We start from the raw sequence: 14,447 nt of genomic DNA, 5'->3' as shown, positions 1-14,447 counted from the left end.
CAATTCATGAGAGTTGCAGCAATTTTTTCACACTTACCCTGCCTTGGAAAGGCACGACCGGTGGCATGTTCCCGTATCGGCAGGGCTTTTTGCCGCACGCGCGACGAATTTTGCGCGAGCCGCGGGTCGGCTGCACGGCACATACCCGAGGCGCACGCGACCGGCTAAAATCCGTGGTTTGCCCAACCGACTACCGCGGACCCCAGAATGCGTGCCAGCCAGTATTTCATCTCCACCCTCAAGGAAGCCCCCGCCGACGCCGAGGTCGTCAGCCAGAAGCTGATGCTGCGGGCGGGCTTCATCCGCAAGGTTGCCGCAGGCATCTACAGCTACCTGCCGATCGGCCTGCGCGTCATCCGCAAGGTCGAGGAGATCGTGCGCGAGGAGATGAACCGCGCCGGCGCCCTGGAGCTGACGATGCCGATGGTGCAGCCGTCCGAGCTGTGGGCCGAGACCGGCCGCTGGGAGAAGATGGGCGAGGAGATGCTGCGCTTCAAGGATCGCCACGAGCGCGACTTCGCGCTGCAGCCGACCTCCGAGGAGGTGGTGACCGACATCGCACGCCAGGAGCTGAAGAGCTACCGCCAGCTGCCGAAGAACTTCTACCAGATCCAGACCAAGTTCCGCGACGAGCGCCGTCCGCGCTTCGGCGTGATGCGCGGGCGCGAATTCACGATGAAGGACGCCTACTCCTTCGACCGCAACGTGGACGCCGCGGGGCGCAGCTACGACGCGATGTACGCTGCCTACTGCCGCATCTTCGACCGCCTGGGCCTGACCTACCGCGCGGTGGCGGCCGACACCGGCGCGATCGGCGGCGACCGCTCGCACGAGTTCCAGGTGATCGCCGACACCGGCGAGGACGCGATCGTGTACTGCCCGGATTCGGACTACGCGGCGAACATCGAGTTGGCGGAGGCGCTGCCGCTGCTGGGGTCGCGCGCCGCGCCGATGCACGGACTGGAGAAGACCCCGACCCCGGGCGCAGCCACCTGCGCCGACGTGGCGAAACTGCTCGGCCTGCCGCTGGCGACGACGGTGAAGTCGCTGGTGCTCGCGACCGACGACGTCGATGAGAAGGGCAAGCCGGCCGGCGTGACGGTGTGGCTGCTGCTGGTGCGCGGCGACCACGCACTGAACGAGGTCAAGGCCAGCAAGGTCGAGGGCCTGAAGGCGGGCTTCCGCTTCGCGACCGAGGCCGAGATCCACGAGCACTTCGGCTGCAAGCCCGGCTACCTCGGACCGATCGGCATGAAGAAGCCGGTGAAGGTGGTGGCGGACCGTACGGTCGCGAACATGTCGGACTTCATCTGCGGCGCCAACGACGAGGATTATCACTACACCGGGGCCAACTGGGGGCGCGACCTGCCCGAACCGGACCTCGTCGCCGACCTGCGCAACGTGATCGAGGGCGACCCGAGCCCGGACGGCAAGGGGCGGCTCGCGATCCAGCGCGGCATCGAGGTGGGCCACGTGTTCTACCTCGGCACGAAGTACTCGAAGGCGATGAACGCGACCTTCCTCGACGAGGACGGCAAGCCCAAGCACTTCGAGATGGGCTGCTACGGCATCGGCGTGACGCGCATCCTGGGCGCAGCGATCGAGCAGAACAACGATGCGCGCGGCATCATCTGGCCGGACGCGCTCGCCCCCTTCCGCATCGTGGTGTGCCCGGTGGGCTGGGGCAAGTCGGAGGCAGTACGCAGCGAGGCGTTGAAGCTCTACGAAGGGCTGCTGGCCGCGGGCGTGGATGCGATCCTCGACGATCGCGACGAGCGTCCGGGCGTGATGTTCGCCGACTGGGAGCTGATCGGCGTGCCGCATCGCGTGGTGATCGGCGAACGTGGTCTGAAGGAGGGCCTGGCCGAGTACCAGGGCCGGCGCGATGCCGAGGCGACCAAGGTGGCTATCGGTGACCTGGCGGGGTTCGTTGCCGCAAAGCTGCGGGGCGAATGACTTTCGGCTATAACGGACGCATGACGAGCACGCTCCGACTGCTGCTGCGCACTGCCCTGACGGCCACACTCGCCGTCAGCGGCCTCGCATCGGCCGGCAACCAGCTGTACGAACCGATGGCCGCGAGCGTGCGGGCGGCGCTGCACGCGGCGGTAAGCGACGCGGGAGCGCCGGAGCTACTGATCGCGGACGCGGGCGAGCGTGCCCGCTGGCTGGGCGAGATGTCGCAGCGCCTGGCGAAGCGCATCCCGGATCGCATCTATCGGGAGGATCTGCTGACCTCGGTGCATTACGAGGCGACCCGCGCGGGGCTCGATCCGCAGCTCGTGCTCGGCCTGATCCAGGTCGAGAGCGGCTTTCGCAAGTACGCGGTGTCGAGCGCCGGGGCGCGCGGCTACATGCAGGTGATGCCGTTCTGGGTGAAACTGATCGGCGGAGCCGACGACAATCTGTTTCACCTGCGCACGAACCTGCGCTACGGCTGCACGATCCTGCGCCACTACCTCGACATCGAGAAGGGTGACCTGTACCGCGCGCTCGGGCGCTACAACGGCAGCCTCGGCCGGCCCGAGTACCCGAACATGGTGCGCGCGGCATGGGAACGTCACTGGAGCTATCAGCCGCTGACGCTCGCGGTGACGGAGGCTCGCGGCCAGGCAAACTGAGCCGTCCAATCTTCAGACGCGGGAACCGACGACATGGAACACCGACTGTTTCGCCGCCGATCGATCTCGATTTCGTTTCGCGTGTACGACGCCGAGACGGGGAAATTCATCGGTCGCATCGGCGACATCAGCAAGGGCGGCCTGCTCGTGTACGGCCCGAGCCAGCTGCTGACGGGCCAGCTGTACCGCCTGCGCATCGACCTGCCCGACGATCACGGCAAGGCACGCAGCGTGGTGTTGCCGGCCAAGGCGATGTGGTCGGGCTTCGACACCAATCCCGAGTTCTGCAGCACGGGCTTCCGCCTGTTCGAGCTCGACCGCCCGGAAAACGAGACAGCCCTGAAAACGATGCTGTCGCGCTTCACGGTCGGCTTCGAGGACGAAGACGACGACAGCTGAAGGATCGCAGGCAGCCGGCCTCGTCGGAGGGCGGCTGCCGCTTGCCTGAGCGCGGGGAGCCCGTCAGGCGCCGACGGCGACCTTCACGCCGGGCTCGTCGCGCCCGACCGCGCGCACGGTTTCGCGCCCGCCATCCTTGGCGTCCTTCGCGTTGGCCAGCGACTGGACGTCGCCGGAGATCTCGCCGCCTTCCTCGATCAGGATCTTGCCGTAGCGGATCTTGCCGCTGACCCGGCCGGTCGAGTGGATGATCAGCTGGCTGCGGGCGGTCAGCTCGCCTTCGAAGCGGCCGCGCACCTCAGCGACGTCGATGCCGACGGTGCCCGCGAACGAGCCGTTTTCGGCGATACGAATCACGCGGCTGTCCATCGTCGCCTCGACCCGACCTTCGACCACCAGGGTGTCGCAGTCGAGGATCTCGGCGCCCTTCAGCTTGACGTCCGGCCCGACGATGAGGCGGCTGCCGGTGTCCTGGGCGTTGTCGTCGATCGCTGCGGCGGCGGGGCTGGCCGAGACCGGCGCCTTGTCCTCAGCGACCGGAGAGGAGTCGCTGGACGAGGCCGGCAGTTCGGTCGAACTGCGCGACAGGCTTGCACCGGAGGACGCCGCCCCCGAGGTCAGACTGCCCGAGGGCGACCGCATGGTGCCGTTGTTACGCGAAGCCGGGGTGTCTGGAGCCTTGGGGAACAGGGCGGGTTTGTTGAACATGGTCTCTCCTTGAATCCATAACGTTTCCGGGTCGACGATCATCGCCCCCGTGGTTCGCCTAAGCAGCTGCCGTGCCATGAATCCAAGGTCATGAATTTAATGAAGTTATTCCCGGGAAACGGAATCTCGCGCCGAACAAGCACAGATTCTGTCGCCTGGCGGCGACACAACTTGCGTCATTAATCGTCATCCATCTGTTTTTGTTGTTTTTTTTGATGTCGCCTGGAGGCGACACTGAAATCGTCCGGAAACACTGCCTTGCACTTGCTTACGACGCGGGCGCGCGGGCGCAACCTAAACTGTCGCGCTGGTTTACGAAGATCCTCCAGCCATGTCGCGCCTGTCCTTCAGTCACTCGCTGCTTGCCAGCTTCCTGCTCGTTGCGGCGATCCTGGGCGCCACCGCGCTGGGGGGGCTGATCACGCTGGAGGAGTTCGCGTCACGACACCGCGAGAGCGTGGGCGATGCGCTGAAGTACTCCAGCGCGGTGCAGCAGTTGGGCGAACGCAGCGTGGACATGGAGCGCAGTGCGCGCCAGTTCCTCGTCCTGAGGGATCCGTTGCTGCGCGACCGCTTCGAGCTGGCGCGCCGGGAATCGCTGGCGGCGCTGCAGACGATCGCCGCGCTGCGTGCGCCGAGCGTGAGTGCGCTGGTCGAGGAATGGCAGGCTGCCGCCGACGCGGCCGGCGCGAGCCTCGCCGAAGACGCTCCCGCGGAATCGGCCGTCGCCGCGCTGGGCCGTGTGCCGCCGCTCAACGAGCAGCTCGCCGGAGAGGTGCAGGCGCAGCTCGGCCACCAGAGCCAGGCCCTGCTCGAGCAACTCGATGCGAACCGCGGCAGGCTGGCCTGGCACGTGCTCGCCGCCATCATCGCGGCCTGCACCTTCGCGGCGCTCACGGGCTGGTGGCTGCTGCGCCCGATCAACCGCCTCGAGGCCGCGATCGAGGCACTGGGCGAGAGCCGCTTCGACGAGCAGGTAGCGATTCCCGGCCCCGCCGACCTGCGCCGCGTCGGACGCCGCCTGGACTGGTTGCGCCTGCGGCTCGCGGATCTCGAGGCAAACCGCAATCGCGTGCTGCGGCATGTGTCGCATGAGCTGAAGACGCCGCTGGCTTCCCTGCGCGAAGGGATTGCATTGCTGGAGGACGGCGTGGTCGGGGAGCTGAGCGGCGAACAGCGCGAGGTGGTGGCGATCCTGCAGCACAACACGCACGCGCTGCAGGAACGAATCGAGGATCTGCTCGGTTATAACGCCGCGGTGTTCCATGCACGCAACCTGCGCCGCCGTCCGGTGCAGTTGCGCGCACTGGCAGAGTCCGTGATCGCGGAGCAGCAGCTGCCGATCCAGACGCGCAATCTCCGGGTCGTGCTGCATGGAGATCCGCCGCCGTTCAGCGCCGACCCCGACAAATTGCGCATCGTGCTGGCGAATCTGCTGGCAAACGCGGTGTCCTTCAGTCCGCGCGACGGCGAGATCCGCCTGACGCTGAGCACGCCCCCGGGCTGGGTGCGCATCGACTGCCTCGACCAGGGACCGGGCGCCGCTGCCGAGGAGGTCGAGCGCATCTTCGACCCTTTCTTCCAGGGCTCGCGCCAGCCCGAGGAACCGCGGCATGGCAGCGGCCTCGGCTTGTCGATCGTGCGCGAGTTCGTCGTCGCCCACGGCGGACGCGTGGGACTGCAACCGTCCGCCCGAGGCGCCTATTTCAGGATCGAACTTCCGAATGAGAGCTGATTCCGCCCACGAGCAGCCGCGCTGCGGCCCCGCCGCGTGGCGCTGCAAACGCAGAGCCCTTGCCTGTGTTGCGCTGGCGTTTGCAGCGGCCCTGGCCGGCTGCGCGAACGTGCGCAGCGCAACGGCGGAGTTGCCCGCCTTGCCGCAGATGCCGCCACTGCTGAGCAACGGCAGTGCGCCGGTGCGCAGCGCCCTCGCCTACCATGAATCGATTCGCGGCATGAATGCTGCGGACCTCGCACGCGAACGCTCGGCCCTGGCCGGCGCGGGCAATGCCCCGCTCACGCAGATGAAGCAGGCGATGCTGCTGAGCCATCCGCAGGGAAACAACAATCTTCAACGTGCGCAGTCCTTGCTGGAGGCGATCAACGGATCGGAGAAATCGGACGCGGTGGCGCTGCAGCCCCTCGCCCGCCTGCTGGCGGAGCAATTGCAGGAACGCGTGCGCCTCGACAACACCGCCGAACGCCTTACGCAGCAGCTCGAACGAACGGGGCAGCAGCTCAAGGACGCCCAGAAACAGAGCGAACAACTGCAGGAGAAGCTCGACGCATTGACCGAAATCGAACGCACGCTGCCGGCGCGCCCGTCCGCGCCGACGCCGCCGCTGCCGTCATCGCGGGAAAAGAGAAGCGAGAAATGAGGATGAACCCTTCCACGGCAGGTGAAGCCCGGACAGCGCCGGAAGGCGCCCATCTGCTGGTCGTCGACGACGACGCCGACCTGCTGCGGCTGCTGTCGATGCGCCTGCGCGCGAGCGGGTATCGCGTCAGCACGGCCGGAAGTGCCGAGGCTGCGCTGGCCTGCCTGGCAGTGGAACGCTTCGGCCTGGTGTTGAGCGACGTGCGCCTGCCCGACCGCGACGGGCTGGTGCTGTTCGAGGAGATCCGCCAGACCTGGCCGGCGCTGCCGGTGATCCTGCTGACCGCCCACGGCACCATCCCGGATGCGGTGGAGGCGACCTCGCGCGGGGTGTTCGGCTATCTGACCAAGCCGTTCGACAGCAAGGCGCTGCTCGGCAAGATCGCGCAGGCGCTGCAGATCGGCGGCACGCCCCACACCTCCTGCGAGGAGGGCAAGGCGACCGCAGGATGGCGCGACGGGATCATCAGCCACAGCAGCCGCATGGCGACGGTGCTGGACGAGGCGCAGCTCGTCGCCGCCTCGGACGCCAGCGTGCTGATACGCGGCGACAGCGGCACCGGCAAGGAGCTGCTGGCGCGCGCGATCCACGACGCCAGCCCGCGCGCCGCCCGTCCCTTCATCGCGATCAACTGCGGCGCGATTCCGGAGCAGCTGCTCGAATCGGAACTCTTCGGCCACGTGAAGGGCGCCTTCACCGGTGCGGCCAGTGCGCATACGGGCCTGTTCCAGGCTGCGAACGGAGGCACGGTGTTTCTCGACGAGATCGGCGACATGCCGCTCGCGCTGCAGGTGAAGCTGTTGCGGGTGCTGCAGGAGCGCGCCGTGCGCCCGGTCGGCGCCAGCCGTGCTCAGGAGATCGACGTGCGCATCCTTTCGGCGACGCACCGCGATCTCGAGGCTGCGCTGGTCGCCGGAACCTTCCGCGAAGACCTGTTCTATCGCCTTAACGTGGTCAGCCTCAACCTGCCGACGCTGGACGAGCGGCGCGAGGACATCCCGCTGCTGGCTAACCATTTCCTGCAGGGTCTCGCGCGCAAGTATCGGAAGCGTCTGCGCGGCTTCGCGCCGGAGGCGCTCGAGGCGCTGACCACGGCCGCATGGCCGGGCAACATCCGCCAGCTCCAGAATGTGGTGGAACAGGCCAGCGCGCTCGCAACGACGCCTTTGATCCCGCTTGCGCTGGTCGAGCGTGCGCTGCGCGGGCCGAGCATCGAGGCGCTGAGCTACGCCGAGGCGAAGATGCGATTCGAACGCAACTACCTGATCCAGCTGCTGAAACTCACCGACGGCAACGTGTCCGATGCGGCCCGCCTCGCGGACCGCAACCGCACCGAGTTCTACCGCCTGCTGCAGCGGCACTCCCTGACGCCCAGCCTGTTCCGCGGCGAAAGTGCCGATGTCGCCCGAGAGCGACAACACGAACTCCACTGAATCAGGCACTTACGCGACACCGCGGATCGACGTCGGGGTACAACGACAGTTTGTTGGCGCCAGCCGGGATTCCGGCCGCCGCGAGGATGCGGAAATGCGCGGGGACACCCGCACGGCCCGCATCGGCAGCGGCCTTGACGGGAGCTGGCACGCCACCTGCTGCACGAAGAGCGAAGCGCGTCCCCTAGCGCGCGCACAGAGCTACATGACTCTTTGCAGAAGGAGCCCCGACGTGATCACCCGCAAGAACATCGTTTCCCTACTCACCACCAGCGCCATCGCATTCGGTATCGGTACGCCGGCACGGGCCGACAGCCTCGTGGCGGTGGCTCAGGCAACCGCGGCCGTGGTGCGCGACGAACACGACCACAACCTCCAGCGTGAGATCAAGACGGCGATCGGGGCGGACCCCGAGCTGAACAGCGCGCACATCGCGGTCTCGGCGCATGCGGGGCGCGTGACGCTGGCCGGCGTCGTCGTCAACGAGGAACAGCGCGCGCGCGCCCAGCGCACGGTGCTGAACGTGCGCGGCGTGCGTCTGGTGGAGAACGCGCTGGAGCTGGCGGAACGCTGAACGTCGGCGCGCCGCCTGAGCCGGCATCCCCCCGCCTGCTCAGGCGGTGCCGCCGACGGTCAGCCCGTCGAGGCGCAGCGTGGGCTGGCCGACGCCGACCGGGACGCTCTGGCCGTCCTTGCCGCAAGTGCCAACGCCTGGATCGAGCGCCATGTCGTTGCCGATCATCGACACGCGCGTGAGCGCATCGGGACCGTTGCCGATCAGCGTGGCGCCCTTCACCGGACGCGTGACCTTGCCGTTCTCGATGAGGTAGGCCTCGGCGGTCGAGAACACGAACTTGCCCGAGGTGATGTCGACCTGGCCGCCGCCGAAGTTCACCGCGTACAGGCCCTTCTTCACCGACTTGATGATCTCTTCGGGCGCCTTGTCGCCATTCAGCATGTAGGTGTTGGTCATGCGCGGCAGCGGCAGGTGGGCGAAGGATTCGCGCCGGCCGTTGCCGGTGGGCTTCACGCCCATGAGCCGCGCGTTCATCGTGTCCTGCATGTAGCCGGTGAGGATGCCGTCCTCGATCAGCACCGTGCGCTCCGTGGGGTTGCCCTCGTCGTCGATGGTCAGCGAACCTCGACGGTCAGGCAGCGTGCCGTCGTCGACGACGGTGACGCCCTTCGCCGCGACCTGCTGGCCCATGCGCCCGGAAAACGCGGAACTGCCCTTGCGGTTGAAGTCGCCCTCGAGGCCGTGGCCGATCGCCTCGTGCAGCAGGATGCCGGGCCAGCCGGGACCGAGCACGACGCTCATGGTGCCCGCCGGCGCGGGGCCGGCAGCGAGGTTCACGCTCGCCTGATGCACCGCCGCGCGCGCGTACTCCTGCAGGCGGCCGTCGTCGAAGTAGCCGTAGTCGAAGCGCCCGCCGCCGCCGGCACTGCCCTGCTCGCGGTGGCCCTTGTCTTCCATGATCACGGTGACCGACACGCGCACGAGCGGACGCACGTCGGCCGCCATGTGGCCGTCGCTGCGCGCGACGAGCACCACTTCCCACGAGCCGGCGATATGCGCCATGACCTGGGTGACACGCGGATCCTCGCCGCGCGCGAAGCCTTCGAGGCGCTCGAGGAGCTTCACCTTGGCGGTGTCGTCGAGCGAGGCGAGCGGATCCTCGCCGCGGTACAGGCGCGATTTGCCGGCATGCGGGGCGATCGCGACGCTGCGCCGGCCGCCTGCGTCGGCGATCGCGCGCGTCGCCTCGGCCGCCGCGGTGAGGGCGGGCAGCGAGATGTCGTCGGAGTAGGCGAAGGCGGTCTTCTCGCCACTGATCGCACGCACGCCAACGCCCTGCTCGATGTTGAAACTGCCCGACTTGACGATGCCTTCCTCGAGGCTCCAGCCCTCCGAGCGGTGGTACTGGAAGTACAGGTCGGCATAGTCGAGGCGATGGCGCATCAGCTTGCGGAATACCTTCTCGAGCTCCACCTCGCCCAGATCGTAGGGGTTGAGGAGGTAACGGTCGGCGACCTTGAGGGGGTTCTGTGCTCGGCTCATTGTTCGTCCAGGTTGGGGTTGTCCGTCCGGTTCGACACGGGCAACGCGAATAAGGTCAAAAAGGGCGGTGCCGTCGTCAGGCGTTCGCCGTGCCGAGGCAGCGGTGGCGCAGCGCCGGCAGGCTCTCGCGCACGGCCGCAATGCGCGCGGGGTCGAGATCCGCCCACACCACGCCCGGCCCTTCGTCGCGGCACGCGAGGATTTCGCCCCACGGGTCGGCGATCAGCGTGTGGCCCCAGGTCACACGGCCGCTCGGATGGCGCCCGCCCTGGGCCGGAGCCATCACGTAGCACTGGTTCTCGATCGCGCGGGCGCGCAGCAGCACTTCCCAATGGTCGCGGCCCGTGGTGTAGGTGAAGGCGGCCGGCAGGATGATGAGATCGATCGGCCCCATCGCGCGGAAGAGCTCGGGGAAGCGCAGGTCGTAGCACACCGATAGCCCAGTGCGGCCGCAGGGGGCCTCGAAGGTCACGACTTCGCGGCCGGCCTCGATTGTCGCCGCCTCGTCGTAGCGTTCGGCGCCCTTCTGGAAGCCGAACAGGTGGATCTTGTCGTAGCGTGCGACGCGCTCGCCGCGGTCATCGAACACCAGTGTCGAATTGCGCACCTTGGCATCGGAGTCCGCGACCAGCGGGATCGTGCCGCCGACGAGCCACACGCCGTGGCGCGCGGCGGTCTCGCGCATGAAGTCCTGGATCGGACCATGCCCGTCGGCTTCGCGGATCGCCACCTTGACAGTCTCGTCGGCGGTGATCAGCGGGAAATATTCGGGCAGGGCGACCAACTTCGCGCCCACGGCCGCGGCGTCGGCGATCAGCTCGCCGGCGACGCGCAGGTTGTCGCCGACGTCGGGGCCGGAGACGGTCTGGACCGCGGCGATGCGTACGGGGGCGGAACGGTTCAAGCGGCTCACTCCTGCTTCGATGGGTCCGCCGTGCCGGAGCTCGCGGCGGAGAGTTTCTCGACTTTCGGGTCGGCCCAGTTGCCGGTGATCGAATAACTGAACGCGAACATCTTCTCGATCGGATCGCTCAAGGCCTTCTGCGCGACGTAGGCAACGACGCCCGCGACCGGATTGATGAGCCCGGCCGCGGTACCCAACGCGACCGATTCGGCCAGCGTCGGCTGCACCCTCACGCGCAGGTCCTGCGTCTCGTCCTCGAGGTCGACCGACCCGCTCATCCGCACGCGCGCCGAGGGACCGCGGATCTGCAGATCGTCGGTACGCAACTGCCCCGAAGCCGCCTTGATGCTACCGGAAATGCTGTCGAAGGCGAATCCTTCGCTGAACACGTCGCGGAAGTCCAGCGTGAGACGCCGCGGCAACGACTGCAGGCTGAGCACACCGAGCAGGCGTCCCATGCCGGGGTTGAGCTTGCGGAACTGACCGTCCTCGGCCTCGACCATCATCGTGCCGGTCAGCGAGGGATAGTGGATGCGCGTCGGCGCACCGCGCCACGCGAGCTTGCCCGCCAGCACGGCCTTGCCGCCGCGGACAACTTCGCCGTAGCCCAGCCGGCTCGCGAGCTGGCCGATATCGCGCGCCTCCAGGCGGAAATCGAGATCCGTCTGCGGCCGCGTGCCGGGACGCCACAGGCCGGAACCGCCCAGACTGCCATCCGGATTGGCGAGCGAGACCGATTCGAGATGCCACATCCCGCTGCGGTTGCGCGCCTGCAATTCGAGGCGGCCGAACTCGATGCCGCGCAGCGAGAAGCGCTCGACGACGACATCGAGCGCGGGCAAGCGGCGCGGCGGCTCGTCCGTGTCGGCGCCCCCCTCTGCCGCATCCGCGGTTTCCGGCGCGGCGTCGTGGCTGGCGCCGAGCACGAGCCGCTTAAGCCGCGCACGCAGGGTACCATCGCCGCCTTCCCGCCAGTCGAACTCACCCTCGGCCTCGCGGCTCTCGATGCGCCCCTTCCAGCCGCCCGCGTCGGAACGCACGCTGAGGTGCGCATCGCCCAGCTCATGGCCGAAGCCGATCAGGCGCTTCGCCCGCAGGTCCACCGCCGAGACGGCGACTGCGCCCCCGTCGGGTTCATCCTTGTGCACCCCCGCCGCGGCGGCATCGAACACCTTGCGCCAGGCATCGACGTCGAGCTCGTCGAGCTTGGCGGCGATTGCGAAACCGGATTCCCCGGCGGGAACGCCGGCATGCACGCCGACGCCGCCGCGCGCTGCTCCCCAGGCATCGCCTTCGCGACGGCGCTCCAGCAGCAGTTCGCCACGCCCTTCGAGCGCGATGCCCAGGCTCTCGGACTTGCCGTTGGCGGGGAAGTCCAGCGTCACGCGCAGCGGCCACGCGGCCGTGGCGCTCTTGTTCAGCGGTTCGGGCAGGCTCGACGCGACGCCCGCCAGCGTGGAGTCGACCACCACGCGCGTGCCCTGCGAGCGCACATCGATGTTGGCCTGCCACGCCGAGCCGCCCGAAAGGTGATCGAGACCGGGCCAATCGTGCGCCTCGCGCACGGCCTGCACCTTGAGCCCGCCGCGGGCATCGAACACCACGCCCCCGTCCTTCGCCGTGCTCGCCATGAGCTGCATCGGTTCACCGTACAGGCGCGCGCGCGCCTCGGGGATCGCGAGGTCGTTCTCGGTGAAGCGCACGACGCCTGCGGCCTCCGTGAGCGGCGGCAGACCCTCGACCACGGCAAGGCGATTGGCCGCGAAGCGGTATTCGCCCTTCACCGTGCTCGCATCGATATTGCGCAGCGGCAGCACCAGCTTCAGGTCGAGTGCGCCCGTGCCTTCGGCGCGCATCGCATCGGTGAATCCGTCGATGCGCCGCGATACCGGGCTCTCGGAGACGAAGCGCAGGAAATCCGCCGTCGGCCCCGATGCGCGGCCATGTATGCTCATGATCTCGCCGCCGGGGGCGTCGAGATCGGGCACATCGGCGACGACCTTCGCGAGTGCGACACCGAAGATGCGCGCGCGATCGGCGGTGATGCGCATGCCCGGCCCCTCGAAGCGCACTTCGCCGTCGATGTCGGTGATCGACGGCCACCCTTCCGCATAGTCCAGCCGCGCACCGAACACGCGCGTGGTCACGAGGAACTCGCCCGACTTGCGGTCGCGGAAGGGGAAATCGTCGAGATTGCCCCTCAGGCGCAGCCGCGCATCCGGCACGCGCCCGCCGACGATGCCGTGCCGCAGCCAGGTCCGCGTCTCGTCGTTCACGACGTGCGGCAGGTAGCGCCACACCGCACCGCTCTCGGCGCGCGTCAGGCGGGCGCTCAGGTCGATCTCGCCCGCTCCCTCGGCCGCGGGCCAGTAGCGCCCGGAAGCCGTGCCGGTCGCATCGGGATTCTCGAAGCTTGCGCTGTCGAGCGCGATTTCGAGACGTCCGGCGGATTGCGTCCAGCGCCCGTCCGCACGCAGGCTCGAAAAGCCGATGTGCGATTCGGGGAACACCGCCGGCAACTCCAGCGCGGCGTTCTGGCCGGCGATGCGGAAGCGTCCGCCGCGCTCGTCGCCCTCAACCTCGCCGGACATGCCCGCGAGCCCCGGAAGCACCCCCTGCGGATTGAGCCCGATTCCGTCGAAACGCGCATGGAGCTTCCATGTCTCGAGCTGCTCGGGCGGGCCGCGCCACTCGAGACGCAGATCATCAAGGGTACCCTGCGGGGCGAACGCACCAAGACGCTCGCGCACCGCGGGGTCGAAGGGCAGGTGCGCCGCGAGCTCGCTGAGCACGCGAAAATCGAGGCGGCCGCTGGTGAATTTTCCGCCGTCGGGTGTGCCGTCATCGGTGCCGCGCAGCGTCAGGTCCATATCCGTCGGCGCAACCACGAGGCCATCGACCGTCGACAATTCCAGTCCGTGGGCGGAAAACTCCATGCCATCCGGCGTGCGCCGCCCCGCGAGGCGCCCGCGCACGCCGGCGAGTTCGAGCACCGGCAGGTCGTCGCCGAGGCGCGTATTCACGTCGTCGAGCGCGAGATCGACCGCCAGCGATTCGATACCGCCCTTGTCCACTCCCACCCAGGCATGCACTCCGCCTTCGCCTGCGAGCGCGACGGGATAATCGATCCATGTCCGCCACCCGCCCAGGCTCGCCTCGTCCGCGGCAAGGTACAGTTGTCCCGCCCACGACGACGGATCGGCCGGCGTGCGGCTCTCCAGATCGCCACGCACCTCGACCATCGGCGCAAGCTCGGCCGGCGCGTGTGCCTGCAGCGCGAATTGGTAGCGCGGCCCGCTGCGCAGCAGGCGGAACTGCACCCCCGCGAGATTCAGCTCCGGCGCACCGCGCAGCGCGTCGGTCCAGCCGACGCTCGCATCGCGCACGACGATCTCGCGCTGTGCGAACAGCCAGTCCGCCAGCGTCCCGTCCGCGCTCGCTTCCGGGTCGATGCGCACGCCCGCGACGTAGATCGCGCCATCGACCTCGCGGCGCATGGCGAGCACCGGCCCTTTCAGCTCGATGCGATGGAAATGCGGTTCGGCGCGCAGCAGCGAGGACCAGGACAGGGTCGCGTCCACGCTTTCCAGGCGCAGAGCCGGACGCCCCGAGGCATCCTTCAGCTCGACGCCGGCCAGGTGCAGGCGCGGGCGCACGCCCGACAGGTCGGCGGACAGATTCTCGATCGACACCGGCAGGCCGGCCGCGGCCGAGATCGCGTCCGCCACCTCCGCGCGGAACTCGCCCACGCGCGGCACCAGCACCTCGCGAACCAACAGGAACCCCGCCCCCGCGACGAACCAGGCCACCAGCACGACGACCGACAGCACGCGCCACAGGCGGCCGCGGCGCGCGGTCGCGACGATGTTGCGGACGTCAGGAAGATGGGCGTGAGGAGCGTTCATCGGCAATAAGGCGGAAGCGTCACCGCAAGACGACTGAATG

General features: G+C 68.5%; 11 protein-coding genes. 7 read left to right on the top strand and 4 right to left on the bottom strand.

What is annotated here, in order from left to right:
- Positions 1-207: 207 nt before the first annotated feature.
- The 3 genes from U5817_RS05100 to U5817_RS05090 are packed head-to-tail and all read left to right on the top strand — an operon-like array spanning position 208 to position 3,020.
- Positions 208-1,956 (top strand): proline--tRNA ligase, encoded by a 1,749-nt coding sequence (locus tag U5817_RS05100; RefSeq protein WP_169128457.1) that lies wholly within the window; start codon positions 208-210, stop codon positions 1,954-1,956.
- A gap of 20 nt (positions 1,957-1,976) precedes the next feature.
- On the top strand, positions 1,977-2,621 hold the full coding sequence (locus U5817_RS05095) for a lytic transglycosylase domain-containing protein (protein WP_407279917.1): 645 nt from the start codon (positions 1,977-1,979) through the stop codon (positions 2,619-2,621).
- 33 nt (positions 2,622-2,654) lie between these two features.
- Positions 2,655-3,020, top strand: coding sequence for a PilZ domain-containing protein (locus U5817_RS05090; protein ID WP_169128461.1), 366 nt, complete (start codon positions 2,655-2,657; stop codon positions 3,018-3,020).
- A 63-nt stretch (positions 3,021-3,083) separates the two neighbouring features.
- Here the strand turns inward: U5817_RS05090 and U5817_RS05085 are convergent, their stop codons facing one another.
- The gene (locus U5817_RS05085; protein WP_407279916.1) at positions 3,084-3,728 is read right to left on the bottom strand and encodes a polymer-forming cytoskeletal protein; all 645 of its coding nucleotides are present in this window, start codon (positions 3,726-3,728) and stop codon (positions 3,084-3,086) included.
- Positions 3,729-4,059: 331 nt separating this feature from the next.
- Between U5817_RS05085 and U5817_RS05080 the strand changes: the two genes are divergently transcribed.
- The 4 genes from U5817_RS05080 to U5817_RS05065 all read left to right on the top strand — a co-directional run bounded on the left by U5817_RS05080 (position 4,060) and on the right by U5817_RS05065 (position 8,113).
- Positions 4,060-5,463, top strand: a complete 1,404-nt coding sequence (locus U5817_RS05080; protein ID WP_169128465.1) for a HAMP domain-containing sensor histidine kinase — start codon at positions 4,060-4,062, stop codon at positions 5,461-5,463.
- On the top strand, positions 5,453-6,106 hold the full coding sequence (locus tag U5817_RS05075; protein WP_407279915.1) for a hypothetical protein: 654 nt from the start codon (positions 5,453-5,455) through the stop codon (positions 6,104-6,106). The genes U5817_RS05080 and U5817_RS05075 overlap by 11 nt, the downstream gene beginning before the upstream one ends.
- On the top strand, positions 6,103-7,539 hold the full coding sequence (locus U5817_RS05070) for a sigma 54-interacting transcriptional regulator (protein WP_169128469.1): 1,437 nt from the start codon (positions 6,103-6,105) through the stop codon (positions 7,537-7,539). The genes U5817_RS05075 and U5817_RS05070 overlap by 4 nt, the downstream gene beginning before the upstream one ends.
- A 232-nt stretch (positions 7,540-7,771) precedes the next feature.
- A complete protein-coding gene (locus U5817_RS05065) occupies positions 7,772-8,113 on the top strand; it encodes a BON domain-containing protein (RefSeq protein ID WP_169128471.1) in 342 nt (113 codons plus the stop codon).
- Positions 8,114-8,152: 39 nt separating this feature from the next.
- Here U5817_RS05065 and tldD read toward each other — a convergent pair whose 3' ends face one another.
- The 3 genes from tldD to U5817_RS05050 all read right to left on the bottom strand — a co-directional run bounded on the left by tldD (position 8,153) and on the right by U5817_RS05050 (position 14,407).
- Positions 8,153-9,598 (bottom strand): metalloprotease TldD, encoded by a 1,446-nt coding sequence (gene tldD / locus U5817_RS05060; protein ID WP_169128473.1) that lies wholly within the window; start codon positions 9,596-9,598, stop codon positions 8,153-8,155.
- Between the two features lie 76 nt (positions 9,599-9,674).
- Entirely contained in the window at positions 9,675-10,511 is an 837-nt protein-coding gene (locus U5817_RS05055; protein ID WP_169128475.1) for a carbon-nitrogen hydrolase family protein, read from the bottom strand.
- A complete protein-coding gene (locus tag U5817_RS05050; RefSeq protein ID WP_407279914.1) occupies positions 10,508-14,407 on the bottom strand; it encodes a YhdP family protein in 3,900 nt (1,299 codons plus the stop codon). The genes U5817_RS05055 and U5817_RS05050 overlap by 4 nt, the downstream gene beginning before the upstream one ends.
- Between the last annotated feature and the right edge of the window lie 40 nt (positions 14,408-14,447).

The organism is Aromatoleum evansii (assembly GCF_045689615.1).
Taxonomy (GTDB): Bacteria; Pseudomonadota; Gammaproteobacteria; order Burkholderiales; family Rhodocyclaceae; genus Aromatoleum; species Aromatoleum evansii.
Note: the sequence above shows the minus strand (reverse complement) of the source record. Positions and strands in the feature narration are given on the sequence as shown.

Excerpts from the sequence above, each read along its gene's own strand:
- U5817_RS05075 (WP_407279915.1), top strand. The coding sequence starts at position 5,453 with ATGAGAGCTGATTCCGCCCACGAGCAGCCGCGCTGCGGCCCCGCCGCG.
- U5817_RS05100 (WP_169128457.1), top strand. The coding sequence starts at position 208 with ATGCGTGCCAGCCAGTATTTCATCTCCACCCTCAAGGAAGCCCCCGCC.
- U5817_RS05080 (WP_169128465.1), top strand. The coding sequence starts at position 4,060 with ATGTCGCGCCTGTCCTTCAGTCACTCGCTGCTTGCCAGCTTCCTGCTC.
- tldD (WP_169128473.1), bottom strand. The coding sequence starts at position 9,598 with ATGAGCCGAGCACAGAACCCCCTCAAGGTCGCCGACCGTTACCTCCTC.
- U5817_RS05070 (WP_169128469.1), top strand. The coding sequence starts at position 6,103 with ATGAGGATGAACCCTTCCACGGCAGGTGAAGCCCGGACAGCGCCGGAA.
- U5817_RS05095 (WP_407279917.1), top strand. The coding sequence starts at position 1,977 with ATGACGAGCACGCTCCGACTGCTGCTGCGCACTGCCCTGACGGCCACA.
- U5817_RS05090 (WP_169128461.1), top strand. The coding sequence starts at position 2,655 with ATGGAACACCGACTGTTTCGCCGCCGATCGATCTCGATTTCGTTTCGC.
- U5817_RS05085 (WP_407279916.1), bottom strand. The coding sequence starts at position 3,728 with ATGTTCAACAAACCCGCCCTGTTCCCCAAGGCTCCAGACACCCCGGCT.
- U5817_RS05050 (WP_407279914.1), bottom strand. The coding sequence starts at position 14,407 with ATGAACGCTCCTCACGCCCATCTTCCTGACGTCCGCAACATCGTCGCG.